The following is a 26,521-nucleotide window of genomic DNA, read 5'->3' as shown; positions in this document are numbered from 1 at the left end:
CGCCTGCTCCGGCCGACAATTGCGCCACTGGTCGCCCTCCTGGGCCGCAAGTCAGCGCCTGAGACAGCGCCGAACGCCGCACCGCAGAAGCGACGGCCGAGACAAAGAGGGCGCCGCATAAGCGGCTCAAACTCGCCTGACCCGGATGCCGTGGCTGGAGCGCAGCCGCGGCATCCGATTTCACTGCCGCAGACTGATCGATCCGTCGCTGTCGGTTTGCGATGTCAGCGGCAGCACGGCGGTGACCGCGGCGGCGAAGCTGCGGGCATCGCCCGTATCGACGGTGCCGCTGATGCGCGCGTTGGCAAAGCCCGCTGCATCGAGCCGGACGGGCGTATCGACGTAGCGATTGACGGCGGCGATGGCGTCTTGGAGCGTCATCCCGTCGAGCACGATCCGGCCCCGCGTCCATGCCGTCGCGGGCGTCGTATCGACGACTTTGATTGGGCTGACGCGCCCGCCGTTCAGCGTCAGCGCTTGCCCCGCGCGCAACCGCGCCACCGGGCGGTCATCGGCACTGACGCGCACACTGCCCTCGACCAGCGTGACGTCGACCGAGTCACCGTTGCGATGCACATCGAACTGGGTGCCCGTCGCCAATACCCGAGCGCCGCCGACATCGACGGTAAAGGGTCGCGCGGCATCATGCGCGACGGTAAAATAGGCTTGCCCGTGCTCGAGCGAAACGCGGCGCGCACCATCGACGAACTTCACCGTCATGGCCGTATCGGTATCGAGCATCACGCGTGATCCATCGGCCAGCATCAGTTTACGCTGTTCGCCAATCCGGGTCGCGTATCTATCGCCGCCCGCCGGCCACTCAGTGACCAAGGTGACGCCCACGACCACGAGTGCAAGCGCGGCGGCAGCCAACGTGCCAATCGAGAAGCCGCGATTACTCGATGAATGCGCGGGGCGGTTCATTGCCTGCTCGGTCGCGGCGAGGATTGCTGGGCGATCGGCAAGGCTGCCCGACTGATTGTAGAACCGATCGACCGCGATGTACGCGTCGCGGTTTCCCTCGAGTCGGCGCCATGCGAAAAACTCCTCGAGCGTCCGCGCGGACACGGGCAGCGTCTGGAGACGCGCATACCAGTGTGCCGCCTGCGCCCGCGCGCCGTCGCCGCTCACGTCATTGTCGTTCATGGATCTGTGCCGCCGCCTAGTCGCGCAGCCTGCTCATGCAGTGTGACAAAGCCTTACCCATCCGCCATTCGACGGTCTTGATCGAAATGCCTAGCTTCACCGCTATCTCAGCATTGGTCATATGTCGGAACCGGCTCAGGACGAAGACGTCACGCAGTTTGTCGGGCAGCTCGAGCACGATGCGCTCCAGCTCGACCGTGGCTTCCTGCTCCGACATCCCGTGACCGAAGCCGCCGCCTTGATCGGCGGTGATGGTCCTTGAATGCTGTTGGCGAACCGTCTCCCGCCGCTTGGCGTCACGAAACAGATTGAGAGCGGTCTGGAACAAGAACGCTCGCGGATGCGTGATCTCCGGAGCGCCGGGCCTGGCGGCGCGCACCCAAGTATCCTGTACAATGTCGTCGACATCGGCCGGCTGCAAACGCAATCGCCCGGCGATAAGCCGGCGGAGCCAGTCGGTATGGTCTTGATACAGAGATTCCATTTCCGGCCAGTGCACGCCCTCACTGGTGAGGCGCGGCGGCGCGTCGTCGTTATACCCTGCCATCAGCCCGCTCCATCTTGGCGAACGAACCCACCGATTTGACCAATCCAGCTCATCGGATCGCACGAATGTAGAGTATACTCCGTGGATATATACTCTTCAAGATCGTGCTTTCAGATAGATGAATGCGCGAGATATCCTAGCCCAAAACCTGCGAGCTCTTCGCCGCACGAAGGGCTGGTCGCAGGAGGAACTTGCGGATCGGGCGCAGATCGACCGCACCTATGTGAGTGCGCTCGAGCGCTGCATCTATGCGGCAAGCGTAGATGTCCTCGACCGATTGGCGAACGCGTTGGGTGTCAACGTTGCAGCCCTCTTCGACGAAGGTACTTCCGCCACCTCCAAGGAATAGGTCGTTGATGGAGGCATACCAGACGTTGTATCAGGCTCGCCCCCGAAGACTTGATCATTGTACGGGAACTAGGTCTGCGAACGTTCGCCTTCGCCCGACTCGATGCTCTCGCCTCGACGTAATCTGTCGCGACAAACTCATAGAGATCAGGGTGATATGAGCGTGATAGCACTCATACTCAGACCGCTTATCCGCTAGAAAATAAATTTGCCTACCGCTGATTTCACTCAGAACTATCGTCACGTCCCCCAATTATGACTTAGGGTCACTGAATCCATACCAAGAAGGTATTTTTCCGCCATCTCCAATACTTGACACTCGAAATCTGACATTTCAAACCTGCCGCCGGTGAGTGTTCAGGCTCACTGAGTACAGGAGACTGTCATGCAGACCGGAACACCTGACCGCATTCTTCGTCTTGGCGCCGTGCTCAATCGTACGGGCCTGACCCGCTCGACATTGTACCGGAAAATTCACACCGGCACCTTCCCCAAGCAGGTACGTATTGCGACCCGCTGTACGGGGTGGCGCGAGTCCGCGGTCAGTGACTGGATGCGCGACCCGCTGTGCTACAGCGTCGATGACCACGCGGGCGATTAAGCGGGCTGTCGGACCGGAGCGAACAGCCCACCAATCCTGCGATGGCGCGCGAAGCGAGTCCGTCGAGTTGTTCGACTGTTATCGGTGTGAAACACGAAACCGAGGCATTACCGGACACGCCGAACGCAAGAAAGCGCGCCACGCGCGCCTTCAGCTAGCAGGCCTGTCGACCATGCTGTTCATCGCCCGTCGCATCCGCATGGAATGCCAGCAGATGATCGGCCGCCCTGCTCAACGATCCACGCGATGATCTCCCGGTCGCTCCAGCGCGAGGCGAATAGCGTCAGCTTGTATAGATGCGGAAACGTCCACTCCTGGATCATCTGATAGATCATCGAGTTGCCGGGGGCCGTCGCGGCGCTTGACCTCATCGAGCTTTACGAAGCGGTCCGGGAGGCCCTTCCCGGTGCTCATCTGCCGGTCGCGCGGTTTCGAACAAAATTACGGTCGCTTTCGAGGAACGCGGCCAACATGGCAGGAATGAGTTCTGCAACCGGCTCCTCGCGTCCGTAGGTTTCGGCGTATAGCGCGGCATAGTCGTGCAGCATCTGATGCAGATCGGGCGTAACAGTGATCGACAGCTTGACCGGCGTCCGGTCCGGCAGCTTCGCCAGTTTCAATTCGGTCATATTGTGCTCCTATTGGCGCCACGGCGCGAGGATCAGATCCTTGTGGACAACCAGCCGCACGGCTGAGCCTGGCCGGATCGTGATCGTCGGCTGGATGTTGAGATTGCGCTGGGTGACCTCATCACCGGCGCGCGACACATTGCCTTGCATCGACTGACGGATTGCCTGCACGAGATCGCTATCGCCCGACAGCGACAGTTCCGAGCCAACCCCGAACACTGTCGATAGCGCGATACCTTTCAGCAATTGCCAAGTGTGAAAGTCGACCTTGTCCTGCAATCCGACATAACCCGACGGATCAGTGGCAGGCACGTTATCGATGCGCAGCGAGCTACCGTCAGGCATGATGATCCGCTGCCACACGATCAGCGCGCGCTTCTGCCCGAACGCCACGACGCTGTCATAGCTTCCCACCAGACGTGCGCCCTGCGGTACGAGCAGGATACGTCCTGTCGGACTGTCATAGACGGTTTCGGTCACCTGGGCTGTTACGAGGCCTGGCAGGTCAGAACGCAGCCCGGTAATCAGGCTCGCCGATATGACGCTGCCTGCGGACAGGAGATAGGGTGACGCGGCCGGCTCGATCCGGTGCGGATTACTGTCGCCCTTGGGATTGAGCGCCGCCACGAACGCCGCCTTGCGGTCCTGCGCGTTTGGGTGGGTGGTCGGATCAAGCGCCACCTTGGATGGCTCGGCCACAGTCGGCACGTCCCCAGGTGACGCCGGCGTAGCCACTGCGGCTGGCGAGGTCGTCCCGCTGGAAACGAGCACACCCGACTCGCGCGCGGCCTTGCCTTGGGCGAGAAGGCGTTCGCGTTCGGCCGCCTCCGTCTGATCGGCCTCCGTCTGATCGATCGCCGTTTGTCCGGTCGATGGCGACTCCAGCGCAAGCTGCCGCTGGCGTTCAAGGATAGGTCGCCCGAGATCGCCGGGGAGCGGCGGCCCCAGTTTGGGGGCATCGCCATAGGTGGAGGGCAAACCGTTCACTGCGTCGGCCGCCGCCTTGCCGTTCGGCTCGGACATGTCGGTCTGCTCGGAGGCATGGCGAAAGATCGTAGGCTTGAGCGCTATCCAGGTGATCGCGATCAGGCTGACCGAACCGATCGCGGCGATCGCAATGATCACGCCGCGTCGGAAGCGGATCGCGCGCGCCGGTTTTGCCCGGATCGCCAGTGTTTCCGGATCGACCTTTGCCGGGGCGGCCGGTTGGGCTTCCTCGCTCATGCCCCCCTCCCCTGCCGTCCGCCCTCATCGATGCGGGTGATGCGGACTACATCCTGATGTTTGGTGCCCAGCCGGAGTTCAGCGCGATCGAAAATGCGATCGACGACGTAGAAGCGACCCGCGACACGATAATTGACGAGGCTGACCTCGCCCTTTGCATCGACGAGGAACAGCGGTGGCGCTTCGCCGACCGACAGGCTTGGCGGGAATTCGATGAAGGTCTGCCGGCCGTCGTCGAACGCGCGCACTGGCCGCCACATCGGCGTATCGCCGCTGACATCGTAGTTGAATCGCAGCGCCTCGACCGTGAGACCCGACGCGACAGGCTTGGCCGCCTCGGTCGCTTCGCTGGCCCGGCGCAGCGCGATGAGCTGGTCGGCGGGGTACGTCCACGAAAGGGCCGCCATCGCCGTTGCCGTCGTGCTGGTCAGGGTCACATGGTAGCTGCGGCGGTCGGTGGTGATGACGAGGTTGGTCGACAGGCCTGGGGCGAACGGCTTCACAAGAATATGGGTGCGCCTGTCCGTGCCGCTGCCGCTGGTGGTATCGCCGATGACCCACCGCACCGTATCGCCCGACGCCACAGCGCCCAACGCCTCGCCAGGCTGGAGAGCGATGTCGGTCACGCGTTCGGGCGCGGTGTAGACCTGATAGATGGCCCCATCCGCATAGGGATAGACCTGTACGGCGTTGATGAACCCATATGCCGTCGGCTGCAGGGTCGCCGCACCATTGGCGGCACGCACGCGGCGTTCGTTTGCCGAGATCGGTTTGTATCGGCGGCCACGCGGTACGACAGGCTTTGCAGGCGGCACCGTTGCCACCACCGGCGATGGGACCGGCGTCGCAGTGGCGACTGATGACTTGGGCTGTGCTGCGGGCCTTCGTGGCTGGGAAGACGCCGGCAACGTCAGCAGCACGGTTGCGCTGGCGAGCAACAAGAAACGTCGGGTCATGGCTGTGTCTCCGGGCTGGGTTGAACGGGCACCGCGCCAAGACCGGGGTCGATGGGCGAACCCTGCGGCATGGTTGCGGACGCGGTCGAATTCTGCGCCGGGACCGAAGCCGGCGCCGGACCGGCGACGTCGAGTTCGCGGCTCCAGTCGATCGCATCGACGTAGAGGCCCAGCGGGTTCTTGCGCAGAATGTCGGCGGTCGATGGCGGCTTGGTGACGATTGTCAGAATCGCGGTCCAGTTCGATCGGCCCGTCTGATTGCCGCGTTCATAGGCGGTCTCGGTCCATTTGAGCTGGAATGATCGATCCGACGCCCGCACCACGCTGGTGACCTGCACCGACACCGTGCGTTCGCCGATCCGGGCGAACGGATCCTTGGTGCGGGCATAGTCGCCGAGGAATTGCGCGCCGCGGCGGGTCGTGAAGTCATAGGCGGCGAGCCAATTGGCGCGCATCAGTACAGGATCGAGCGATACGCCGCGCACGGTTTCGATGAACTTTGACAGGTGCCAGGCGATCTGCCGATCTGTCGGTCGAAAGGCGGCGTCGGCCGCAGTCACCGCGCGGGCCTCGCCAAGCCGGTCGACCTCGACGACATAAGGCGTGACCCTGCTTTGCGTCGATTGCCAGAGCAGCCCGCCCGCCAAACTGGTCGATAGCGCCAGACAGCCAAACGCCATCAACCGCCAGTTGCGCGCCTGTACCCGGGCCGATCCAATGCGATCGTCCCAGACCTGCCCGGCGCGCTGGTAGGGAGTCTCTGGCTCGGGAGATCGTCCATAGCGCTGGACGGCACGTTTGAAGATCATCACTCATCCCTTTCCTTGATGTCGGGTGTGGCGGATCCGCCGCCGCGATCGCCGTCCTTGATCGCCTGGAGGGCAACATGGCGGTGGTGGCGGGCGGTCTGTTCGCGACGCATGACCCGCGCCCAGGCGGGAGCGCCGTCGCTGGGAGGCGTCGTATCTGCAGACGACGATCCGCCACCGGGCGGGTTGAAGGCGCTCCGTGCGGCGGCACGGCCGCTGCTCGCGGCTTCGCTCAGGCCAAGCGCCTGCGACATGCGACTGCGTGCCGTGTTGCCGGCCGCGCGCGCGATGCCACCAAGGCCGGTGCCCACACTCGACGATCCAGCCGTTTCCTGGCCGAGCTTGTAGGCGGTCGACGCCGCCGATCCCATCGACGTGCCGGCGCGGACCGCGGCCAGCGCGCTGCTGCCAACGGCACCTGCTGCGCCCAGCGCAGCACCGCCGCCGACCGCCGCGATGCCAGCCGCGCCTGCCGTGGTACCCAGCGCGGCGCCCGCGCCGAGCTGCGGCGCACCGGACACCAGGCCCGAGGCGATGCCCGGCGCGAAGATGCCAAGGCCGAAGATGGCGAGGCTCGCAAGCACCAGCGACATGGCCTGGCCGATGTCGGGTTCCTGCCCCTGCAAGGCAGCCGTGAACTCGGTGAAGAAATTCGAGCCGATGCCGACGATGACCGCCAGCACCATGACCTTGATGCCCGACGATACGACATTGCCGAGTACGCGCTCGGCGAGGAAGCTGGTGCGGTTCCATAGCGCGAACGGCACGAGGATGAAGCCGGCCAGCGTCGTCAGTTTGAACTCGATGATCGTGACGAACATCTGCACGGCGAGTATGAAGAACGCGATGATCACCAGCACCCAGGCGAACAGCAGCACCGCAATCGTCAGGAAATTGTCGAAGAAGCTGGTGAACCCCATCATCTTCGCCGCCTGGTCGAGCAGCGGCCACGCAGCGGAAAAGCCGGTGGCAGCCAGCCGGCCCGGCTTGAGCAGATCATCGGCGGACAGCACGCCGCCGCCAGCGGTGAGACCCGCCTGCGCGAACGAGCGAAAGATGATGTCGGCGAGCGTCGAGAAGCTGTTCAGGATGAACGCGAACGTGCCGATATAGAGGATCTTCCGGATAAACCGACCGATGACATTGTCGTCGCCACCCATCGCCCAGAACAGGCCGGCCAGCGTGATGTCGATGCCGATCAGCGTGGACGTCAGAAAGCCGACATCGCCACCGAGCAGCCCAAAGCCGCTGTCGATGTAGGTAATGAACGCGGCCATGAAGCGGTCGATGACGTTGAGATCGTTCACGGTGGGGTTTTCCGACGCACGGGGGAAAATGCCGCGGGGCGTGACGGGGGAGCGTCGCCACGCCCCGCGACGACGGCGACGGTCAGGGGGAACCGCCGCCGTCAACCGGTCGGCGCTACTGGGGGCTGTAGGCCGAGCCGGAACCAAGGAACTTGGTGGTGGCAGCCCGCGCCTCGGCCTCGCCCTGGACACGGCGCGCCTGCTCGATCGCCTGGGCGCGATATTGCGACGCCATCAGGGTCTGGATCTGGAACTGCTGCTTGGCCGTGAGTGCGAGGAGCTGGTTGGTCGCCTGCTGGGCTTGCAGTGACCCTTCGGCGCCCTGGCTGCGCGCGACGATGCCGCGCAATGTTTGTGTATCCGCCTGGACATTCTCGACAACCTGGGACTGCACGCCCATCGTCTGCTTGTACGCTGCCATCGCCGTGTCGAGCCGCGCCTTCGCGGCGACCACGCGCTGGTTGCTGGTCAATGCCTGATCGAGATTGGCGACACGGAACTGGATGCCCTGCGCCTGCCCCATCAACTGGTCGATCTGCCGGAGCGTCTGGGTGATCGCCTCCAGCTCGGGAAAGCCGATCGTGGCAAGATTCTTCGCCTGGTTGATCAGACTCTGTGCCTGATTCTGCAGTGACCGGATCTGGTTGTTGATCTGTTGCAGCGTGCGCGCGGCGGTCAGGACATTCTGGCTGTAGTTCGACGGATCGAACACGACGATCGCGTGAGCGCCGGTTGTCGGCAGGGCGACCGCCATGATGAGCGCACCCGTTGCACCCAAACCAAGGGCAGAGGCGATCAGATATTTACGCACGCGACTATGGGATGACGGGGGTTTCATGACAGGCTCCTTGACCCGGGGGAGCACGCAATTTCGGGCAGTTTTCGGTATGCCGTCAGAGCCTGTCTGGTGACGGCACGAACATCTTTGGGCCGATCACCGCGGATGCTTGAGCCCTGCCCCCGACCTTCATGCTTTCGCGCCAACCACGCGGCAGACAGCACCGAGCGATCTGTCTGCATTCGTCGCCGAAGCTGGACATGCCTTGCATGTCATGGGGAGGTCGCGACGCGAGGCTGCCGTCGATCGACCTTGGCGCAGCGTCAGCGCCCGCCATCGAACTGGACGAATAGCGACGCCGCCCAATCCAACCCGGCATCGGTAAGAAATCGGGCGCCAAAAGTATCGGCGCCATGCTCGGCAAGCATCGCGTCAATACGGGCCTGGATCAGCGCATCGGACGCGCCACACAGTGCCAGCGCGATCGGTCCAAGCCCAAGCTCGAACAGGCGGTTTCCTCTCGCAGACTGCAGATAATAGTGCCGTTTGGGTATTGCGCGGGCGACAAGCTCGATCTGCCTGTCGTTCAGCCCGAACCGTTCATAGGCGTCCCGGCTCTGCGGTTCGATCGCTCGATCGTTGGGCAAGAATATGCGCTGCGGACAGCTCTCGATGATGGCGGGCGCTATGCTGCTTGACGCGATGTCAGCCAGGCTCTGCGTCGCGAACAGCACTGCGACATTCTTCTTGCGCAGGACCTTGAGCCATTCGCGGATACGGGCGGCGAACAGCGGATGGTCGAGAAAAAGCCAGGCTTCGTCGAGGATCAGCAGCGTCGGGCGTCCGTCGAACCGCTCCTCCAAACGGTGGAACACATAGGTCAGCACGGGTGCGACCACGCCCGCCTGCCCCATCAGCGCCTCGGTCTCGAAGCACTGGACGTCGGCGAAGGCACGGTCTTGTTCTGCCGCATCCAGAAGCCGGCCATAGGGACCGTCGAGAGTGTAGGCGCCAAGCGATATCCGCAGCGCATTCGACTGGAGGAGCAATGTGAAACCCGTCAACGTCCGCTCCTCGGGCGGTGCCGAGGCGAGGCTGCCCAGCGCCGACCAGATGGCGTCTTTGACATCCGGTGTGACGGCGACCTTCTCGCCGGCCAACAGCGCGGCGATCCATTCGGCCGCCCAACTCCGCTCGGCGAGGTCGTCGATCCGGCGCAGCGGCTGGAACGCCAGCGTTTCCCCACCATCGGCGCCCAGGCCCAACGCATGATATGCGCCGCCCATCGCAAGCACTGCGGCCCGGGCAGAGAAGCCCTTGTCGAAAATGTAGACCTGAGAGCCCGCATAACGACGGAACTGCAACGCAATCAGTGCCAGCAGCACGGACTTGCCCGCACCGGTTGGGCCAACGACCAGCATATGCCCAACGTCGCCGACATGGGTGGATAAACGGAACGGTGTCGAGCCTGCCGTCTTGGCATAGAGAAGCGCTGGCCCGTCGAGATGCGCGTTGCGCGCAGGGCCGGCCCATACCGACGACAGCGGCATCAGATGCGCGAGGTTCAACGTATGGACGAGCGGCTGACGGACATTGGCATAGACATGCCCTGGCAGCGAAGACAGCCATGCTTCGACCGCATTCACGCTTTCGCGGATGGTGGTGAAGCCGAGGCCGTTGACGATCCGCTCGACCTGCCGGACCTTGGCGTCGACACGGGCACGATCGGTATCGGCCACCGTGATCGTTGTGGTGAGGTAGCCGAAAGCGACATGATCACCGCCTAGCGCCTGGAGCGCCAGATCGGCGTCGATCACTTTGTTGTCCGCATCGCTATCGAGCAACGGGGACGGTTGGTTATACATCACCTCACGCAGCATCGCCGTGATCGACTTGCGCTTGTTGAACCACTGGCGCCGCAACTTCGTCAGCGCCTTGGTCGCATCCGACTTGTCGAGGGAAATGAAGCGGGTCACCCAGCGATAGCCGAAATCCTGATGATTGAGCGCGTCGAGAATGCCGGGGCGGCTCATGTTCGGAAAGCCGAGCACGGTCAGCGTGCTGATATGTCGGTTACCCAGCTTCGGTTCGAGGCCGCCGATCAGTGGCGTGTCGGCGAGCAGCGCATCGAGATAGACCGGAGTCTCGGGTACCGCGACCGGATGACGGCGATCCGATACCGCGCCATGGAGATATGTGAGCGTCTGCGCGTCATCGAGTGCCCGCACCTCGGGCATGAAGCCGGCGAACAGATCCAGCGCGCGATCGGTCTCGGCGACGAAGCTTGCCAGGGCGGCACGCCAGTCGCGCGCCTTGCCTGTGTCGGGCCGGTCGACCAGGGATCGGCCCGCCGCATCGACGCTGTCGACCGGTGGCAGCCAGGTCAGCGTCACATGATAGCGGCTTACATAGTGTTCGCCCTCGGCAAGGAAAGTGGCGCGCCGCTCGCGATCGACCAGCCAGGACGCGGGATCGGGGAAATCGCTGTCGGGATAACCCATTGCCTCGCACCGCTCGGCGTCGAAGAACAATGCCCATCCGGTGCCGAACCGCTGGAGGACGTTATTGGCGCGCGCGCAAGCCGACACGAGTTCGGCTTGGGTTGCGGATTCGAGATCGGGGCCGCGGAACGCCAATGTGCGCTGGAAGCTGCCATCCTTGTTGAGGATGATGCCGGGCGCGACCAATGCCGCCCAGGGTAGATGATCCGCTAGGCGATCTGCGCGGTGGCGATATTCAGCAAGGTTCAGCACGCGAGATAGCCTTTCTGACGAAGGTGACGCAGCAGCACGGGTGCGAAATCCGGATCACGCCGGGCGGCGAAGACGGCGAGGCTGTGCCCCGCCGCCCAAAGCAGAAGACCGGCCGGCCATTGTTGAAGTCCAAGGCCAACGGCCGCGCAGACGGTACCGTTGACGATCGCGATCATCCGGGGGGCGCCGGCCAGCAGGATCGGTGACCCGAGGCTGCTGTGAATCGGGGCATCGAAACCGACGACATGGCCATCGGCAATGTGCTGGCCGCTGCCCGTCATGCGATCAGCGCTCCGCCGCCGAACGAGAAGAAGGACAGGAAAAAGCTCGATGCGGCGAACGCGATCGACAGGCCGAACACGATCTGGATGAGCTTGCGGAAGCCACCTGCGGTCTCACCGAACGCCAGCGTCAGGCCTGTGGTGATGATGATCAGCACCGCGATGATCTTGGCAACGGGGCCCTGTACCGATTCCAGCACTTGCTGGAGCGGCTCCTCCCACGGCATGCCCGCACCGGCAGCCTGAGCATGGGTGGCGATCATCAGCGAGAGACAGGACGCGGCAGCGATCAGGAAGGTCGAGCGGCGGACGGGGATATGGGTACTATGCATGGTCTTCTCCTTGCGGACTGGGGCTAATGTCCACGACGGCGTAGCTGCCGCCGGGATCGACGCCCGTGACGCGGACGATCGATTGGATGCGCCGGGCAAGGCCGCGGCCGGCGATGAATATGACGATGTCGATCGCATCGGCGATCAGACGGCGGGGTACGGTAACGACGGCCTCCTGCACGAGCTGTTCGATGCGATAGAGCGCCGATGTCGCGCTGTTGGCGTGAACGGTGGCGATCCCGCCGGGATGGCCGGTGTTCCAGGCCTTGAGCATGTCGAGCGCTTCGGGCCCGCGCACCTCGCCAACGATGATGCGGTCGGGCCGCAACCGCAGCGTCGAGCGGACCAGATCGGCCATGCCGACGACACCTGGGCGCGTGCGCAGTGCCACCGTGTCGGCGGCCGGACTTTGCAGCTCGCGGGTATCTTCGATCAGGATCACCCGCTCGTCGAGGTTCGCCATTTCGGCGAGCAGCGCATTGGCGAGCGTGGTCTTGCCCGAGCTGGTGCCGCCCGCGACCAGGATGTTGCAGCGATCGGCGACCGCTTGGGCGAGCAACCGCGCCGCATCGGCCGACATGATGCCGTCGCTCACATAGTCCAGCAGCGTGTAAAGCCGGGTCGCAGGCTTGCGAATCGAGAAACAGGGCGCTGTCGCCACAGGAGGCAGAAGGCCTTCGAACCGTTCCCCGGCATGGCCGTCGGTGCGCGGCGGCAGTTCGGCGGACACGATCGGCGCATCGCCATGCACTTCAGCCCGAGCATGGCTCGCGACCAGACGGATGATCCGTTCCACCTGCATGGGGTCCATGCGGATACCGGTATCGCTGCGGCCTGCACCAAGCCGGTCGAGGCGTAGCGCGCCGTCCGGGTTGACCATGATCTCGACGACGCGCGCATCGTCCAGCGCCATGCCGATGTCCGGCCCCATCGCGGTACGCAGCATGGCGCGCCTTCGCTCTGCGGAGAGCGTATTGCTCATGGAATACGCTCCGGGTCATTACCGATCGTGCGTCGGCCTGCGGCGATCTGCCTGCCGACCTGTGCAATGAACGCCTCGAACCGCTTGGCGGCGATGGCGCGCCCCGCCTGGTCGTTCTCGGCAAGCGGCGCGTGGATGGCGAGTTCGTAGCGGACGAACAGGGCGAGCGTTTCAAGCAGGATATGACCGTCGCGCTCGATCCGGCCGAGTGCGTTGGTCATGCGGTCGAGCCGCATGCCGAACCGGTCGTCGAGTTCGTTGCTCCCGCGACGATTGAGCCAAGCGGTGACCGCATCGGCAAGGATCGCCGACTTGGACGTGCCCGGCTTCGCGGCCAGCGCGTCCAACCGATCACTGATCGGTTTGGGCAGGAAGAGCTGATGGCGGATTTTCGGCTCGGCCATGGTTCAGAAACCCGGCATCAGGTCTTTGGACGGCGCGAGTCCGGCGTCGACGGCAAAGGTTGCCCGCGCGTTTGTGATAGCGCGTGCCTGATCCATCGCCCGCTTGTCGGTAGCAGGGTCGGTACTGCCTTCGCGGAGTCCCAGCGGATCGTCCGTGGCGGGTGCGGGCGTCGGCGCTTCGTCGGGCTCATCGCCGGGATGGCGGGCCTGCTCCTGCCCGTCGCCAGCGCTTTTACCCTCGGTAGAATCTTCCATGCCGGCCAAGCGCGTATCGGTGCTGCGAACGGTTCCCGCCCAGTCATCGACGCGATGCGGCGGGCGATCAGCATAGTCGCCGTCCGTCAGCACAGGCGGGGGGAGTAGGCGCCCGGTAAAGGCCACGTCCTCATAATAGCGAAGCTTGGTCGCCCGGATTGGCGGCATGCCAGCGACCAGCACCAGTTCGTCGGTTGGCACGAGCTGCATCACCTCGCCTGGCGTCAAAAGCGCACGGGCGGTCTCCTGACGGCTGACCATGACATGGGCAAGCCACGGGGCAAGCCGATGCCCGGCATAATTGCGCATCGCGCGTTGTTCGGTGGCGGTACCGAGCGCGTCGGACAAGCGTTTGGCGGTCCGTTCATCGTTGGTCGCGAACGCGATTCGGACATGGCAATTGTCGAGAATGGCGTTCTGAGCGCCGTACGCTTTCTCGATCTGGTTCAGGCTCTGCGCGATCAGGAAGGCGCGGACGCCATAGCCGGCAAGGAAGACGAGACTGGTTTCGAAAAAGTCCAGGCGCCCGAGCGCTGGAAACTCGTCCAGCATCATAAGCAATTTGTGGCGAGCAGACGTGGAACCGTCGCTGGGATTCACCGCGTGGAGCTGCTCGGTCAGCCGGCGACCGATCTGGTTGAGCACCAGGCGAATCAGAGGTTTGGTACGGCTGATGTCGGACGGCGGCACGACAAGATAGAGCGAGACGGGCGATTTGCCCTCCACGAGATCGGCGATGCGCCAGTCGCAGCGTGATGTTACCGTGGCGACGGTGGGATCGCGGTATAACCCCAGGAAGGACATGGCAGTCGAGAGCACGCCGGATCGTTCATTGTCGGATTTGTTGAGCACCTCTCGCGCAGCCGACGCCACAACGGGATGCACCATAGGCGCATCCTCACTGCCGAGATGGTTGGTGGTCATCATCCGACCCAGGGTCGCGGTGAAGGAACGCTGGGGATCGGAAAGAAAGGTCGCGACCCGCGCCAAAGTCTTCTCCTCCTCGGCATAGAGGACATGCAGGATCGCGCCCACCAGCAGCGAATGACTGGTCTTCTCCCAATGGTTGCGCCGCTCCAGCGCGCCTTCGGGGTCAACGAGGATGTCGGCAATGTTCTGGACGTCTCGAACTTCATTGATACCACGCCGGACCTCAAGCAGCGGATTGTACCGCGCGGACCGCGCATCGGTCGGGTTGAACAGCAAGCAATGCGAGAAGCGCGCGCGCCAGCCGCCAGTCAGCGTCCAGTTCTCGCCCTTGATGTCGTGAATGACGGCAGAGCCGGTCCATCCCAGCAAAGTCGGCACGACCAAGCCGACACCCTTGCCCGAGCGGGTCGGCGCGAACGCCATAATATGTTCGGGGCCGTCATGGCGAAGATAGCGGGCGCCGATCCGGCCAAGAAAGGCGCCGCCTTCGTTAAAGAGCCCTGCGCGGCGTAAATCAGTGAGTGTCGCCCAGCGAGCGGAGCCGTACGTGGTTATGTTTTTGCGTTGTCGAGCACGCCACAACGACCCGATGACCGCTGCTCCGCAGCCAACGAACCCGCTGGCGCCTGCGATTACGCCAGCCTCGTCAAAGATCGTGGGGGCATAGGCGTCGAAGTGATACCACCAGCCGAACAGCGCCCACGGATGATAGACAGGATGTCCGAACGCGATGAACCAAGGTGCACCCAGTTCCGGCTGATGAGCCAGCGCCGCCGCTGCCCACTGGGTCGCGAACCAGATGCCCGCCAGAACTATAGCGAAGACGGTCAAGATCTGGCCGATAAGCAGTTTGGTCGGGGTCATGCGGGCCTCCGCCCGCGCAAAGATGATCACACACGGGCCGGCGTGTAGTTTCCCTTGGGCACCTTCCCGGCGTCAGCCCCCTTCTGATGCCTACCGGTACCGATGAAGGGCCTCTCGGTGCGGTTTTGGATTAAAGCCGCGTCTTCACTCAGTTGCAAAGCCTCGGCAACCCGATCAAGCAGGGCTTGGAGGTTACCGGCCTGCCGCGCTGACAACGACCGCTGGGGCACGGCGGGTGCTTTTTCCCGGTCACCTTCTCAATACAGCATCGTTTTCGGCAAGTAATCTATTCTAGGGGCCGCGTTGATAAGTATTGTGCGAGACGGGGGAGGGTCAGCTGCAACGTGTTCGTTGGCTTAAACCTGACGATGCAGGATCGCAGCCCCATATTCCGGGATCGCATGGCTAACGAGATGCCCCGACACCTCGATGGAGTAGCGCCAAACTTCATCGTCTGGATCGGAAAGGGCGAGCCGGAGCATCTTGTCAAAGCGACCTTCGCCAATCTGCTCGGGCAGGTTCTGAGATACGTCCTGCAGACTTAGCGCATGCGATCGAAAGAGCCGAGCATGACTTTCTGGCAAAATCGCAGGGTCAGGATCGGTAGCCGTTTCGATTGCGCTGCTCCTCATTATCACGATAGATGACGTCCACCGAATTGCGATCAAGCAGGTACTGCCATCATCCTCCAGTCTGCCGCCATACCTTATCGCAAAAGCGACCTGAACGGCGTCGAAGTTCTGCTAGTCACCTCCCGCAAGCGATCCAGGTGGGTATTGCCCAAGGGTAAGGTAAAGCGCGGAATGCCAGCGCATCAATCTGCCGCCCGTGAGGCCTTCGAGGAAGCAGGCGTCGTAGGCACGATCAGCGCCGTACCCGTTGGGACCTACCGTCAGGTCAAGACCGACGAAGACGGCCAAGCCAAAATGATAGCCATACGGGCGTTTCCAATGCTGGTCCGTCAGGAAAACGTCAGCTGGCCCGAAATGCGGCAACGAGAGAGACGCTGGATGCCCATCAACGCAGCGATTGAGGCCGTTAAAAATGGCGAGCTTCGTGCGCTGCTGATCACTTTCGCCGGTGCAATACCGGACTTCGCCTGATGTCGGCGATGCTCAATTGAGCATCCCTCGCGAGAAAGCCGGATCGGACACGAACGCCCACCTGCGGACATTCGTTTTGGCATTCTAGGTTTTACAAGCCGCCGTTTAAACGACAGGGTTGCGTACCAAATTCAAAGTCCTATTCTCGCTCGGGTATAATTGGAGCATCGCACTATGATCCCATTCCTGCTTATCGCGCTCACGGCAGCGGCGCCCTCAAAGACAGCCAATACCGAGCAGAGTTCACCTCAGAGAATATGCCGAGAATTTAAGACAACTGGTACCCGCCTTTCAAAGAAGGTATGCCGCACTGATGCTGAGTGGCGAGCGTATGATGTCAATCAAAAACACGAAGCCGAACTCCGCGATGATCTTCGAAACCGCACCTTTCGAAAAAACAGATAAGACATAAATGAAAGAGGGCAACGGCGCGTCCGCTTTCCTCTCCATCCCAGACATTCCCAAAATTCGATCCCTCGCGAGAATGCGGGATAGTACCAGAAGCGCCCACATCCGGTCGTTCGATGGTGTTCAGGCATCCACCAATTGCAGACATTCGTTTATGCTGGCAGTCTTACTAGAATGACGTGGAAACGACTTGGTCTCGCCACTTTGCTGGGTGGTATTGCTCTCCCCACGGGCTTCTACCCAATGAAGGCGGCTCTGACTGAGTGGTATTTGCATGCCGCTCCTCACGACGGGCTGTCCGGCTTAGGCGTACTTGCAGGGAGTCTCTATTTCGCTCTAGCTTGCGGACTAGTGACTTTCGGAACCGTTCTGAGCCTACGCCGTCAGCGTCCATAGCTGCCGTTTGGCCATTCCGCTTTCGCCCACTTGTACACATTCGTCGATGAGACCAGAATGCGTCCATGCGCTACGAACGCTTTGACGCTTGGTTTCGAAAAGAGTTCGATTGGACCTTCTGGTCAATCGTTGCCGTCGTAAGCGTTATGTGGGGCGCGACGATCTTGGATTTTGCGCTCGGCCTTGGGTGGGGTTGGGACAAAGAAGTCCTGTGGGTGGCTCCATTGATCTTACTGACCGCATTTGCGGTTCGTATCTGGAAAGTAGTCATCGACAAGCTCGTGGACCGCTTTCGGAAAGGCAACTAACCTCCATTCCGGCCATCCTGCTTACGGCCATTTGTTACCGTTCGCGGCGCAGGTAGCGCTTCCCGAAAGCCGACGTTACGATTGGTTCGAAATAGAGATGGGGGCAGCATGAAAGCCGCGTTTTGGCGTTTTGCACACCAGCATTATCAAAGCAGGACGCCGTTGCTCCTCGTTGATGCCGCAGCATTCGTATGGTTCGCGTTCTTCGCGCTAATCTATGGAGCGGCTCTGCTGGCTGGTCGCCGGATTTCATACAGGTGCTGATCGGTCTGCTTCTAGTAGGCGGTCCGTTGATGGTGGGGGTGCTACATCGCCGGATCAGGATCGAAGCGGCTAAAGCCCCGGACGCGCTGTATAGGAAGCGACTGCTCACAAGTCGGTAATTCACGGCGTCCGTTTTCCAGCGCATCGTCCCGAAAGCCGCCAGTCCGCTTTCCTTCCCATTGTCACCATTCAGCGTCCCGATGCGTGGAAAAGCCGGTCGAAATTGCCATTGTGCGACAAACAGGTCAGGCCGTCCGAAAACGTCCCTCGCGCAGACCGCAGGCGCCGCACGCGAGCTGCTGGGCGTAGAGCGGATCGCCGCGGTAGCCGACAAGGGCTACTACAAAGGGGAGGACATCGCTGCCTGCGAGACGGTCGGTGTGATCCCCTACGTCGCACGTCCGGAGCGTGGTCCTGCCATCGACCAAGGCTATTTCGGCAAGGACGCTTTCCCCTACGATGCGGCGCAGGACTGCTACACCTGCCCTGCCAGGCAGCGCCTCGATCCGTTCAGCCTCGGAGAAGGGCGTTCATTGCACCATCCGCTACGGCAACCGGCAAGCCTGCCGGGACTGCACACTCAAGCCACAATGCACGTCTGGTACGGCGCGGACCATCAACCGTTGGGAAGGCGAGGCGGTGCTCGACCGCATGGCCGAGCGGCTTGCCACCCGCCCCGACATTCTCGACCGGCGCCGCGAAACGGTTGAGCACCCCTTCGGCTCGATCAAACAGTGGATTAATCAAGGTGCGTTCCTGACGCGCGGGCTTGCTAGCGTGAACGCGGACTTCAGCCTCACCTCGATCGCCTACAATCTGAGGCGAGCCATCACGATCCTTGGGATCCCCGCCATGCTCCAGGCCATGCAGACCTGAAAGGCACGCGTCTGGCTGCCAGAAACACCCTTATAAGTCGGCTCTCAGCGGCCAAGGCGCAGTTCTTGCGATATCAAAGCGGGCTTAGGCCGAAAATAGCGTCAGCGACGGCGCTTCTGACACTCGATCGATTTCGCATTTCCCCAGAATGCGTTTTCGGACGGCCTGAGGTGTTTTGCGCCGCCTGCGCGGCCTTACCGGCGCTTATGCCCAGCGACGGATACTGCTAGAGCGGTGATCAGTCCGTGGACGAGATCAATCGTCGTCGACCAGGAGGTCGCAGCACACCCGCCAATGTTCAAACGGACGCTAGCGTCGGCACCAGCGGAAGGGTCAATTTGGCTAACGCCCTAGATAACACTTATGAGCGGATTGATACTTCCATTTTTATGTATCGCTCCAAATAGATGGTCTCGCGCAGTCTGAGATTGCCAGAGACCAATCAAATACCTAGATGCGCGTCCAGAAATGGAGCGCTGCTATGTCTGACACTACCCTCGATCTGAACCCCATTGAGCTCGCCACGGAATTGACCATCGCGTGGTTAGCAAACCCCAACATGCGTACCAATGCTGACGACGTTCCGGCCTTCCTGAACAAAATGTACGAAACTGTTTCGCTGCTGGTCGGCGGAAACGCTGCGGCTGCTGAACCTGAGGCACCTGCTCAAGAATACACCCCGGCCGTGACGGCGCGTAAGTCGCTTGCCAGCCCTGATCACATCATCAGCATGATCGATGGCAAGCCGTACAAGACGCTGCGTCGCCACCTTGCCACTAACGGCATGACGCCAGTGGAGTATCGTGAGCGTTATGGCCTGAAGGCTGATTACCCCATGGTCGCTCCGACCTATTCGGAAGCACGTCGCACGATGGCGAAAAGCATTGGCCTGGGTCGCAAGCCCGGTCAAACCAATGCAGCCAAGGCAGACGCCAAGCCCACCCCGGCTCCGCGCAAGCGCAAGACCGAAGAAACGGCAGCCGAATAAGCCATGGCATAGCTTCCCGGAAAACGGGAGCCGAGCCCCTGTGGAAATGCAGTCTACGTCCCTGGAGGCGCGTCCTCAGGGCCTCCAGGGTCATCAGACGGCGATCATGGCCACTAAAGGGCACGATGCGCAGGTAGCGGGTCTTCAAGGGCCCGGCTCGCTGCCACCAGCCGGAAAATGCCTGTAAAAGGTTGCGACCGAGACGCCGATCGCTTCGGCTACGTCCCGGGGACGATCGCCCGCAGCGAGCAGCTTCATAGCCGTGGCCCTCTTTTTTGGCGTCAGGACCGACTTGCGCCCCCTGCCGGGCCCGTTCTTGCCACGGGCTGCCAGTAGCCCGGCCATTGTTCGTTCGCGGATCAGCTCACGCCCCATTTCTGCGATCGATGCCAGAATGTGAAAGAGCAACCGGCCGGTCGGCGTCGCTGTGTCGATCCCGTCGGTCAGGGACCGTAACTCGATACCGCGGGTAGCAAGGTCAGCCGCCAGTTCGACAAGGCCCTTCATCGAACGGCCGAGGCGGTCGAGCTTCCAGACGACGAGCGTGTCGCCCCGGCGGGCTACGTTCAACGCTTCCGACAAACCTGGACGGTCGGCTTTCGCCCCACTCGCCGTGTCAATGCAGATCCGCTCGCATCCCGCAGCGGTCGGAGCGTCCGTTTGCAGCGTCAAATTCTGGTCCGAGGTCGAGACCCGGGCATATCCGATGAGCATCAGCGGGGATCCGCCATGTCAGCGCGACTGCTTCAGGAACGCGGTGAAGCAATCTGCGCTCTCACCCAGCGCGTCGCCGTTGGGGCCGCCGAAGGCGGGCGGTGGTACGCGAAGGTTCAGCCGGCCAAGACCGTACAGGACTTGAGCATAATCCAGCCCGGTACGGTCCTTCGTTTCCTTGGCCGAACTGTGTCCTGAGGCATAAGCGCGCAGTGCGTCGTCGATCGTCATGGTTCGACCCTTCTCAGCTAGCCAACAATGTTGGCGTTCAATGAGAATGAACAATGAGAACGTGTTTTGAGAAAGTGGAAATCCAGGCCGGCTATGATCTGTGGCCGCCGAGGATGATTCATTGGTGAGATCGCTAGCCACGTTGCCGCCAGCGGGATAACCGATGTCGTAAATTTGGAGATCACGCCATGCCTGTTGCGATGCTCGCGCTGCTCAGTGTCCCCGCCCCCCTGGTACCGTTCGCAACCCAGCGAACGGAGGTCGTGTCGTTCACCGCCAGGGATGTCACCTGTTCAGGGCAGCCGATAGCAGCCGATAGTATCGTTCGGCCTTTCACGGCAGTTGCGACGCGTTACGGTCTCGCTATTACCGGAAGCCCCTCACCCACATATCGGTTCTCCTTCGTAATCGATGCGCAGGGACGTGCTCGCACGATCCGCCGTGATATGACGGAATTGCCGGGTTGGTATGTCGACACGAGCGATCTTGCCCCTGCGCTGGCGGCTTCGAGCTTTCCAACCGGAATGCCGCAGGCGAAATGCAGCGTGTCCTTCAAAGCATCGGTCACGCTGATCGAGAAGGCGTCGATGCGGAATTTGTACGAGCTGGCGAGCCGTCCGGACTCCACAGGGTTCGCGCCTGCCCTGTTTGAACGAGTTCGCCCCGCAGACTCAAACTGCCCCCGCGAACCAGGCCAGTACCGGCGTCTTAACCTGCCGGCCTTCGAAAAGCTGCCGCAACCGGCGCGCCGACCAGCTTGGGTGTTTCTGGCATTCGACGTGAACGCCGCGGGTAAGCCTGGAAACGTCCAGACATTGGGTACGTCCGGCGATACAGGGCTCGAGCGCGCCGGTCGAGAAGCTTTGCTGGCCAACCGCTATGAGCCGGGAGCGGGTTTTCACGGATGCACCTATCACTTCTACCATAACGGCAGCGCCAACCTGGCGGCCCCCGTACCGGTGCCAGACACGCCCCTGGATACTGGAGACCAGCCGGGTTGTATCGTGGATCCCAAATCGATCCCGGGTCTTCTCGACGGAAGCGCCTACCCCAGAGCGTTCTGGCGCCGCGGGATCGAAGGGGCGGCCGTAATTGGCTATGATACGGCGCCATGGGGAGCGGTAGGGAACGTAAGGGTTCTAGGTTCTGAACCGGACGAGGCGTTCGGCGATACCGCGCGCAATGCGCTTTCCAATGCACGGGTAGTAGAAAGCGATTCAGGCCGTCGAGGCTGTGTTCAGCGGGTCAAGTTCAAGCTTCCGCTGAAGAGCACCCGGTAACGAGCACTGCCTGGCTGGCGTTCCTGATTGGGAACGCCACAGGCTTCTCAATTGGCGTTCATCTGCGAGAACGCCGAACGGTCAAAATTGCCCAAATTCGGACGTTTGGGCATGCGATCAGATCTCCCGATGGCCGCCATCCGTTATGATAGCTTACGAGCAGTAGTAGAAATCGCAGCAAGCGTCGCGCATCCATACTATCGACGTCGCCGGGTTAAGACAGATATGCTGTCTCTATGAGCTCCGATAACCCGTTGACGGCCCAAGATTTGAAGGACGAATTGGAAGTGTTACTACAACTCGCGGACGACCTCGGCCTCACGGTCGTTGGTGCGTTGCTAGCTTCCGCAATCAACGTGATCCCGATCGTTCGACATTGATATAATTCCTCCCCATCTCGACCATTTCAATTTAAACCAATAAGCTTTGTCGTTGATCAAACCGCCTTTTTAAGCGGCTCCGGTAACTTGTTGTCCGGGAGCATGTTCCGCAAATGCTCGTGTACCATGTGCTTGTTGAACGGCTTGGAGATGAACGTAGCCTTTTCGGGCATCTCGCCCGCTTTCGGTAGAACATGACCGGAAGCGATGACGATTTCGATCGCAGGCCAGCGTTCGGCGACATGCCGCGCCAACGCAAAACCGTTGGTATCGCCGGGCATGTCGACGTCAGAGAACAGCAGTACGATGCTTTCCCAGTTGGTGGCTAAGACGCGCTTTGCCTCGTCGCCGTCCATGGCTTCGTAGAAGCGGAATCCGGCGTCTTCGAGGATGGCAGTCGTATCCATCATGATGAGCGGATCATCATCGACAACGAGGGCGTAGGGTACGGTTGAAAGGGTCATGGAGCCCTAACCCTCCCGCCATAAGCAGAGTTGCGGCGCGCGAGGATTTTTGGTTGATTTCTTAGAATGCGACTGCGGCATGGCCGCATTTGCGGGCCATGCCAGGTGTCGTTTGCAGGCTACTAACCGAGTAGTTTTGTCACAATGGTCATCGTTGTCTACTGACACTAAAGGACTAAAAAACATAGCGTCCAACGACATAAGGCCCGTTGAGCGCGCGAACGGAGTGACGTGTGCGAGATATCCAGGAAGAAGCGCGGATCGTCCGCGAACTGACGCGCGGCGATGGCGGATCTGACCCTTTTGCCTCGGCCGTGCGGGCAACGCGCATGCCGATGATCATCACCGACCCCCGGTTGCCCGACAATCCCATCGTGTTTGTGAACGACGCCTTTGGGAAGCTGACCGGTTATGCCCGCAGCGAGATCATGGGGCGCAACTGCCGGTTTCTGCAGGGACCGAACACGGACATGGCCGACGTCGGCCGGGTGCGGGACGCGATACGTGCGCGGGAGTCGATCGAACTTGACCTGCTAAACTACAAGAAGGACGGCACACATTTCTGGAACCGGTTGCTGGTTTCGCCCGTGTTTAACGACGACGGGGGGCTGCTCTATTTCTTCGCCTCGCAGTACGACGTCACTCTTGAGCGCGAACGCCTCGTCAATCTTCAGCTCGATCGCGATGCCCTCGAAGCAGAGGTAGAACGCCGCATTGCCGAGCTTCAGGAGAGCGAGCAGCGGCTTCAATTCGCCCTGGATGCCGGTCGCCTGGGGGCCTGGAGCATCAATCTCGATACGTACCGGCTGACGGCATCTGCCGAGTGCAAGAGGATATGCGGTCGTGCCCCGACCGATCCTCTGACCCTCGACGAACTGCGAGAGTCGATCCATCCGGAAGACCGGCAGATGCAGGTCGACGGCATAGAGCGCGCCGTACGCGACCGATCGCTGCTGGACCTTGAGTACCGCTTGCAGACGCCGGCAGGCGAGGAGCGCTGGGTACAGATCCGGGGACAGGCGAGCTACCGCGCCGATGGCAAACCGTTGGCACTCGTCGGGACGACCCAGGACGTGACCGCACGGAGGCGCGCTGAGGAGCATCGGACCCTCTTGGCTAATGAGCTAAGCCACCGGGTGAAGAACACGCTTGCGTCCCTGCAGGCGATCGTCTCGCAAACGATGCGCCGGGCGACCTCTGTGGAGGAGGCCGGCACGACGCTGGAAGCACGCATACACGCGATGTCGGCCGCGAATGACTTGCTGATCAGTGGCAGGTTCGAGAGCACGTCTCTGCGTGCGCTGGTTGAGCGCACGCTTATCCCCTTCGGGGTGGAAGACGGTCAACGGTTCAAGCTTTCCGGCAAGGACCTTCAGCTCCCGCCACGCCTTGTCGTCGCATTCGCCCTTGCCCTCCATGAGCTTGCAACCAACGCCGCAAAATATGGCGCGCTATCGACCGCCGATGGGGTGATTGATCTGAGCTGGAAGGTCATGGACGGCTGGCAACCGCATGATCTCCACCTCACTTGGGTAGAGTCAGGAGGCCCACCGGTTGAACCGCCGACACGGACCAGCTTTGGAACACAGCTCATCCAGCGTGTTTTGGCGCACGAAACCGGCGGAACAGCTAAAATCTCATACCTTCCTGGCGGCGTCGTGTTCGAAGCCGTCGCACCGTTGGTCGACAGCGCCGACAACGACAACGACAACGAGCAGCATGATCGAGCCGAAGAAAGGAACTAAGGGGCTAGCCTCTCACAAAGCACTAAGCACAGTGCTTTCGGCTTGGCGTTATAGCCCCTATCCGTCTTGCCACTTATGGGTGAACAACGGCCCGTCCCCACAGGGTAGCAAGGACGGACCGGCCACGGCCGGAGGACGACCGCGGCAAGGCATAAACGATACCCGTCATATTAGTTTCCGGCGGTTTTTGCCGTTTTGCTTCGACTTCCCAACCCGGCCATTTCCAAAATTCGATCCTCTTTGAAAAGCCGACAGTTGCCCAATGTCTGCTATCGCCGCCCGCCTTCCCGAAAGCAGCCTGTCCGCTTTCCTTCCCAGGCCGGACACTGGCCGTGCGGGGAATACCCCCTCTGCCGAACCGCTATCACCAGCGCGTTGGTCGTTGTAGCGTGGCCATTGAACTTTAAGGCGGCTTGATGGCTGAGCTATCGGAACTGAGATACGCGGTGGAAATCGCCGATATAAGTTTGCCGCGCGCGTGGACTACGGTGGCAGTACGCTTGTCGATCCAGGGAGCCCTTTTTGAGCTGCGCCTTTGTCGGCGCGACCTGGGTTCGAGGGCTTTTCGGATATTTGATCGGCAGACCGGTGAACCTTACGCCGAATGACCGTACCCGAACGAACGGCACCTATCGAGGACAGGTCGCCCGAAAGCCGCCCGTCCGTTATCCTTCCCAACCCGGACATTCCCGAAATTCGATCCTGGGTGAGAAAGCCGGATCGCCCAACCATGGACGTTGACACCGCACTTCCGACTTCCCGATAACAGACGTTGATCGTGTGTCCGGTGACGCACACCGTCAGGTGCAGGGAGATTGTCGTGAAGCGTCGACTTATCTTAGCCGCTTGTACTTCGATGATGTTCGCGCCGTTCGCAGTTAACATCTATCTCATGGAAAACCGTCCGGTGGTGGCCGTAGGCCCCCGTTTGGCGGCCATTCCTTCCGATTGGCTTTGCGGGCGCGTGTATTCGGGACCTTACTGCGTCGAAATAACCGAACGTGACAGGCATCTCGAAAGGTGGTCAATCCTTTTATTGGTCCTTTTGGGTCTGCCCGCCCTTCTTTGTCAGATACCCGACGTGTTGAAACGAAAAAGATCGAGCGCGGCATCTCGCGCGTCGGAACGTCGGCTTTTCAAACAATAAGCGGCCATTCCGTTACCGTTCCCAACCCGGCCATTCCCGAAATTCGATCGTGAAACGGAAATAAAAACGGGCTCAGCGTCATGGCCCGATAGCGGGAGTGTCAGATAGGTAGCTTAGGACGACTTGATGGAGGTACGGAATTACCTCATCAGTGCGGCCTAATCGTTGACCGATTATCTCTGCTTGATGGAACGTCGAAATGGATAACCAACGATCGTCGCCTTCCCATGTACGGCTAACGCGTAGGCGCATTGGATCGACATTCGTCGTGGCGATCTTCCTGCTAGTGTTCCCCAACTTTACCGGAGCCATTTCTGCTTTCGGTCCAGGAATAGTTGGATTCCGTCACTATATTGACGGAGGCCTTTCGTCTTCGATGAACAATCTGTACCCGGGCACAAATTGTGAGATATATAGTAACGCCTTAACTGTTACTGATGTTTTACCGTCGATTTTTGATATGTGGGCCGAAACATACGCAAGGTCATATAACACGACAATGCACTGACTCTTCACAGGTTCAATAACTACTAAATGCGGCGCTCTTATAGACCCAGATGCTGATATTTTTCCTCCAAGCGACATGGACGTCGCACCAGCACGCTAATGCGCCATTGACCGCGCAATTAATACATTCCGGAAATTCGATCTCTTTTGAGAATGGCGTTTCGGCTGCTAGCGCCCGATCGTGTTGAAAAAGTTGGTCTCGGTGCGAGGTAGGTACGCGGTAGAAACTAAAGACAAAGCTGCCTGACGGATCAGGCGGGTGCCATCTGTGTGGACATTGGGATGAGTTGGGCCATCTCGCGGCGGCTCTGAACGGTGGCGGCGAGTATGAACTTGTCCTTGGTGTGGACCGGCGCTGAAAGCGGGACCCCGGCCAAAGCGAGACAACTACCTGTAATCTTTCAGGATGTATGAGTTGTAAAGGGGGGGGGGGGCGATCAAGACAAGCGTAGACGCAGTTTCAACAGCTTGGCAAAATCTGCCGGGGTCCTTTTTTCGGCGCTGATCCGCGCTCAAGCTCGGCAAGAACCCAGTATCTAGAATTCGTCGTCTACCAAAGCCGTC

At 61.2% G+C, this 26,521-nt stretch carries 27 protein-coding genes; 8 read left to right on the top strand and 19 right to left on the bottom strand.

All coding sequences use genetic code 11. The features are described 5' to 3' along the window. Positions 1 to 180: 180 nt before the first annotated feature. Positions 181 to 1,146, bottom strand: coding sequence for a FecR family protein (locus BM244_RS00280; RefSeq protein ID WP_093396701.1), 966 nt, complete (start codon positions 1,144 to 1,146; stop codon positions 181 to 183). Between the two features lie 16 nt (positions 1,147 to 1,162). Further along, on the bottom strand, positions 1,163 to 1,693 hold the full coding sequence (locus BM244_RS00275; RefSeq protein WP_093396700.1) for an RNA polymerase sigma factor: 531 nt from the start codon (positions 1,691 to 1,693) through the stop codon (positions 1,163 to 1,165). 118 nt (positions 1,694 to 1,811) lie between these two features. Between BM244_RS00275 and BM244_RS00270 the strand changes: the two genes are divergently transcribed. After that, positions 1,812 to 2,042: a helix-turn-helix domain-containing protein gene (locus BM244_RS00270; RefSeq protein ID WP_093396698.1), complete on the top strand. Its 231-nt coding sequence runs from the start codon at positions 1,812 to 1,814 to the stop codon at positions 2,040 to 2,042. 384 nt (positions 2,043 to 2,426) lie between these two features. Next, the gene (locus BM244_RS00265) at positions 2,427 to 2,642 is read left to right on the top strand and encodes a helix-turn-helix transcriptional regulator (RefSeq protein ID WP_093396696.1); all 216 of its coding nucleotides are present in this window, start codon (positions 2,427 to 2,429) and stop codon (positions 2,640 to 2,642) included. Between the two features lie 179 nt (positions 2,643 to 2,821). Here BM244_RS00265 and BM244_RS23840 read toward each other — a convergent pair whose 3' ends face one another. From BM244_RS23840 to BM244_RS22510, 14 genes are all read right to left on the bottom strand, one after another. Continuing rightward, the gene (locus BM244_RS23840) at positions 2,822 to 2,965 is read right to left on the bottom strand and encodes a hypothetical protein (RefSeq protein WP_368086054.1); all 144 of its coding nucleotides are present in this window, start codon (positions 2,963 to 2,965) and stop codon (positions 2,822 to 2,824) included. 87 nt (positions 2,966 to 3,052) lie between these two features. Beyond that, positions 3,053 to 3,271 (bottom strand): DUF2274 domain-containing protein, encoded by a 219-nt coding sequence (locus BM244_RS00255; RefSeq protein ID WP_093396693.1) that lies wholly within the window; start codon positions 3,269 to 3,271, stop codon positions 3,053 to 3,055. Between the two features lie 9 nt (positions 3,272 to 3,280). Beyond that, positions 3,281 to 4,495 carry a TraB/TrbI/VirB10 family type IV secretion system protein gene (locus BM244_RS00250; protein WP_093396692.1) on the bottom strand — a complete coding sequence of 405 codons (1,215 nt, stop codon included), beginning with the start codon at positions 4,493 to 4,495 and terminating at the stop codon, positions 3,281 to 3,283. Beyond that, on the bottom strand, positions 4,492 to 5,451 hold the full coding sequence (trbG, locus tag BM244_RS00245) for a P-type conjugative transfer protein TrbG (protein ID WP_093396690.1): 960 nt from the start codon (positions 5,449 to 5,451) through the stop codon (positions 4,492 to 4,494). Before trbG ends, BM244_RS00250 begins: the two co-directional genes overlap by 4 nt. Beyond that, a complete protein-coding gene (trbF, locus tag BM244_RS00240) occupies positions 5,448 to 6,260 on the bottom strand; it encodes a conjugal transfer protein TrbF (RefSeq protein ID WP_093396689.1) in 813 nt (270 codons plus the stop codon). The genes trbG and trbF overlap by 4 nt, the downstream gene beginning before the upstream one ends. Then, positions 6,260 to 7,567, bottom strand: coding sequence for a P-type conjugative transfer protein TrbL (trbL, locus tag BM244_RS00235; protein WP_093396687.1), 1,308 nt, complete (start codon positions 7,565 to 7,567; stop codon positions 6,260 to 6,262). Before trbL ends, trbF begins: the two co-directional genes overlap by 1 nt. Positions 7,568 to 7,682: 115 nt before the next feature. Next, the gene (gene trbJ / locus BM244_RS00230; protein ID WP_093396686.1) at positions 7,683 to 8,405 is read right to left on the bottom strand and encodes a P-type conjugative transfer protein TrbJ; all 723 of its coding nucleotides are present in this window, start codon (positions 8,403 to 8,405) and stop codon (positions 7,683 to 7,685) included. 263 nt (positions 8,406 to 8,668) lie between these two features. Further along, complete coding sequence (gene trbE / locus BM244_RS00225; protein WP_093396684.1) at positions 8,669 to 11,098, bottom strand: conjugal transfer protein TrbE; 2,430 nt, start codon at positions 11,096 to 11,098, stop codon at positions 8,669 to 8,671. Continuing rightward, the gene (locus BM244_RS00220) at positions 11,092 to 11,379 is read right to left on the bottom strand and encodes a VirB3 family type IV secretion system protein (RefSeq protein WP_093396682.1); all 288 of its coding nucleotides are present in this window, start codon (positions 11,377 to 11,379) and stop codon (positions 11,092 to 11,094) included. The genes trbE and BM244_RS00220 overlap by 7 nt, the downstream gene beginning before the upstream one ends. Further along, positions 11,376 to 11,711, bottom strand: a complete 336-nt coding sequence (locus BM244_RS00215) for a TrbC/VirB2 family type IV secretion system protein (protein ID WP_093396681.1) — start codon at positions 11,709 to 11,711, stop codon at positions 11,376 to 11,378. The genes BM244_RS00220 and BM244_RS00215 overlap by 4 nt, the downstream gene beginning before the upstream one ends. Next, positions 11,704 to 12,693 carry a P-type conjugative transfer ATPase TrbB gene (gene trbB / locus BM244_RS00210; protein WP_175517970.1) on the bottom strand — a complete coding sequence of 330 codons (990 nt, stop codon included), beginning with the start codon at positions 12,691 to 12,693 and terminating at the stop codon, positions 11,704 to 11,706. The genes BM244_RS00215 and trbB overlap by 8 nt, the downstream gene beginning before the upstream one ends. Next, positions 12,690 to 13,097, bottom strand: a complete 408-nt coding sequence (locus BM244_RS00205) for a ribbon-helix-helix domain-containing protein (protein WP_093396679.1) — start codon at positions 13,095 to 13,097, stop codon at positions 12,690 to 12,692. The genes trbB and BM244_RS00205 overlap by 4 nt, the downstream gene beginning before the upstream one ends. Before the next feature lie 3 nt (positions 13,098 to 13,100). Next, positions 13,101 to 15,146 (bottom strand): conjugal transfer protein TraG, encoded by a 2,046-nt coding sequence (locus BM244_RS00200; RefSeq protein WP_093396677.1) that lies wholly within the window; start codon positions 15,144 to 15,146, stop codon positions 13,101 to 13,103. A 356-nt stretch (positions 15,147 to 15,502) separates the two neighbouring features. Next, positions 15,503 to 15,778 carry a hypothetical protein gene (locus tag BM244_RS22510; protein WP_139226831.1) on the bottom strand — a complete coding sequence of 92 codons (276 nt, stop codon included), beginning with the start codon at positions 15,776 to 15,778 and terminating at the stop codon, positions 15,503 to 15,505. A gap of 48 nt (positions 15,779 to 15,826) precedes the next feature. Between BM244_RS22510 and BM244_RS00185 the strand changes: the two genes are divergently transcribed. The 4 genes from BM244_RS00185 to BM244_RS00165 all read left to right on the top strand — a co-directional run bounded on the left by BM244_RS00185 (position 15,827) and on the right by BM244_RS00165 (position 19,489). After that, positions 15,827 to 16,249, top strand: coding sequence for an NUDIX hydrolase (locus BM244_RS00185; protein WP_093396672.1), 423 nt, complete (start codon positions 15,827 to 15,829; stop codon positions 16,247 to 16,249). Positions 16,250 to 17,118: 869 nt separating this feature from the next. Continuing rightward, on the top strand, positions 17,119 to 17,361 hold the full coding sequence (locus BM244_RS00175) for a hypothetical protein (protein WP_093396668.1): 243 nt from the start codon (positions 17,119 to 17,121) through the stop codon (positions 17,359 to 17,361). 723 nt (positions 17,362 to 18,084) lie between these two features. Further along, positions 18,085 to 18,501 carry a transposase gene (locus BM244_RS00170; RefSeq protein WP_093396667.1) on the top strand — a complete coding sequence of 139 codons (417 nt, stop codon included), beginning with the start codon at positions 18,085 to 18,087 and terminating at the stop codon, positions 18,499 to 18,501. Positions 18,502 to 18,982: 481 nt separating this feature from the next. Beyond that, a complete protein-coding gene (locus BM244_RS00165) occupies positions 18,983 to 19,489 on the top strand; it encodes a Ros/MucR family transcriptional regulator (RefSeq protein WP_093397993.1) in 507 nt (168 codons plus the stop codon). Between the two features lie 144 nt (positions 19,490 to 19,633). On the opposite strand, the gene BM244_RS00160 is transcribed toward BM244_RS00165, so the two are convergent. Both BM244_RS00160 and BM244_RS00155 read right to left on the bottom strand, forming a co-directional pair. After that, a complete protein-coding gene (locus tag BM244_RS00160) occupies positions 19,634 to 20,203 on the bottom strand; it encodes a recombinase family protein (RefSeq protein ID WP_093396665.1) in 570 nt (189 codons plus the stop codon). A gap of 18 nt (positions 20,204 to 20,221) precedes the next feature. Continuing rightward, a complete protein-coding gene (locus BM244_RS00155) occupies positions 20,222 to 20,434 on the bottom strand; it encodes a hypothetical protein (RefSeq protein WP_093396664.1) in 213 nt (70 codons plus the stop codon). 446 nt (positions 20,435 to 20,880) lie between these two features. On the opposite strand from BM244_RS00155, the gene BM244_RS00150 reads away from it, so the two are divergent. Then, the gene (locus BM244_RS00150; protein ID WP_175517968.1) at positions 20,881 to 21,714 is read left to right on the top strand and encodes a TonB family protein; all 834 of its coding nucleotides are present in this window, start codon (positions 20,881 to 20,883) and stop codon (positions 21,712 to 21,714) included. Positions 21,715 to 22,150: 436 nt separating this feature from the next. Here the strand turns inward: BM244_RS00150 and BM244_RS00145 are convergent, their stop codons facing one another. After that, positions 22,151 to 22,558, bottom strand: a complete 408-nt coding sequence (locus BM244_RS00145; RefSeq protein ID WP_056047997.1) for a response regulator — start codon at positions 22,556 to 22,558, stop codon at positions 22,151 to 22,153. A gap of 233 nt (positions 22,559 to 22,791) precedes the next feature. Between BM244_RS00145 and BM244_RS00140 the strand changes: the two genes are divergently transcribed. After that, the gene (locus tag BM244_RS00140; RefSeq protein WP_093396661.1) at positions 22,792 to 24,303 is read left to right on the top strand and encodes a PAS domain-containing protein; all 1,512 of its coding nucleotides are present in this window, start codon (positions 22,792 to 22,794) and stop codon (positions 24,301 to 24,303) included. Positions 24,304 to 26,521 lie beyond the last annotated feature (2,218 nt).

Source organism: Sphingomonas sp. OK281 (assembly GCF_900115295.1).
Lineage (GTDB): Bacteria > Pseudomonadota > Alphaproteobacteria > Sphingomonadales > Sphingomonadaceae > Sphingomonas.
The sequence above is the reverse complement of the archived record's forward strand: the minus strand, read 5'-3'. Positions and strand labels throughout refer to the sequence as shown.

Excerpts from the sequence above, each read along its gene's own strand:
- trbB (WP_175517970.1), bottom strand. The coding sequence starts at position 12,693 with ATGAGCAATACGCTCTCCGCAGAGCGAAGGCGCGCCATGCTGCGTACC.
- BM244_RS00175 (WP_093396668.1), top strand. The coding sequence starts at position 17,119 with ATGCGCTACGAACGCTTTGACGCTTGGTTTCGAAAAGAGTTCGATTGG.
- BM244_RS00205 (WP_093396679.1), bottom strand. The coding sequence starts at position 13,097 with ATGGCCGAGCCGAAAATCCGCCATCAGCTCTTCCTGCCCAAACCGATC.
- BM244_RS00220 (WP_093396682.1), bottom strand. The coding sequence starts at position 11,379 with ATGACGGGCAGCGGCCAGCACATTGCCGATGGCCATGTCGTCGGTTTC.
- BM244_RS00150 (WP_175517968.1), top strand. The coding sequence starts at position 20,881 with ATGACGGAATTGCCGGGTTGGTATGTCGACACGAGCGATCTTGCCCCT.
- trbF (WP_093396689.1), bottom strand. The coding sequence starts at position 6,260 with ATGATCTTCAAACGTGCCGTCCAGCGCTATGGACGATCTCCCGAGCCA.
- BM244_RS00265 (WP_093396696.1), top strand. The coding sequence starts at position 2,427 with ATGCAGACCGGAACACCTGACCGCATTCTTCGTCTTGGCGCCGTGCTC.
- BM244_RS00200 (WP_093396677.1), bottom strand. The coding sequence starts at position 15,146 with ATGACCCCGACCAAACTGCTTATCGGCCAGATCTTGACCGTCTTCGCT.
- BM244_RS23840 (WP_368086054.1), bottom strand. The coding sequence starts at position 2,965 with ATGATCCAGGAGTGGACGTTTCCGCATCTATACAAGCTGACGCTATTC.
- BM244_RS00155 (WP_093396664.1), bottom strand. The coding sequence starts at position 20,434 with ATGACGATCGACGACGCACTGCGCGCTTATGCCTCAGGACACAGTTCG.
- BM244_RS00250 (WP_093396692.1), bottom strand. The coding sequence starts at position 4,495 with ATGAGCGAGGAAGCCCAACCGGCCGCCCCGGCAAAGGTCGATCCGGAA.
- BM244_RS00215 (WP_093396681.1), bottom strand. The coding sequence starts at position 11,711 with ATGCATAGTACCCATATCCCCGTCCGCCGCTCGACCTTCCTGATCGCT.
- BM244_RS00255 (WP_093396693.1), bottom strand. The coding sequence starts at position 3,271 with ATGACCGAATTGAAACTGGCGAAGCTGCCGGACCGGACGCCGGTCAAG.
- BM244_RS00275 (WP_093396700.1), bottom strand. The coding sequence starts at position 1,693 with ATGGCAGGGTATAACGACGACGCGCCGCCGCGCCTCACCAGTGAGGGC.
- BM244_RS00165 (WP_093397993.1), top strand. The coding sequence starts at position 18,983 with ATGTCTGACACTACCCTCGATCTGAACCCCATTGAGCTCGCCACGGAA.
- trbJ (WP_093396686.1), bottom strand. The coding sequence starts at position 8,405 with ATGAAACCCCCGTCATCCCATAGTCGCGTGCGTAAATATCTGATCGCC.
- BM244_RS22510 (WP_139226831.1), bottom strand. The coding sequence starts at position 15,778 with ATGAGGAGCAGCGCAATCGAAACGGCTACCGATCCTGACCCTGCGATT.
- trbG (WP_093396690.1), bottom strand. The coding sequence starts at position 5,451 with ATGACCCGACGTTTCTTGTTGCTCGCCAGCGCAACCGTGCTGCTGACG.
- BM244_RS00270 (WP_093396698.1), top strand. The coding sequence starts at position 1,812 with ATGAATGCGCGAGATATCCTAGCCCAAAACCTGCGAGCTCTTCGCCGC.
- BM244_RS00280 (WP_093396701.1), bottom strand. The coding sequence starts at position 1,146 with ATGAACGACAATGACGTGAGCGGCGACGGCGCGCGGGCGCAGGCGGCA.
- BM244_RS00160 (WP_093396665.1), bottom strand. The coding sequence starts at position 20,203 with ATGCTCATCGGATATGCCCGGGTCTCGACCTCGGACCAGAATTTGACG.
- BM244_RS00145 (WP_056047997.1), bottom strand. The coding sequence starts at position 22,558 with ATGACCCTTTCAACCGTACCCTACGCCCTCGTTGTCGATGATGATCCG.
- BM244_RS00170 (WP_093396667.1), top strand. The coding sequence starts at position 18,085 with ATGCGGCGCAGGACTGCTACACCTGCCCTGCCAGGCAGCGCCTCGATC.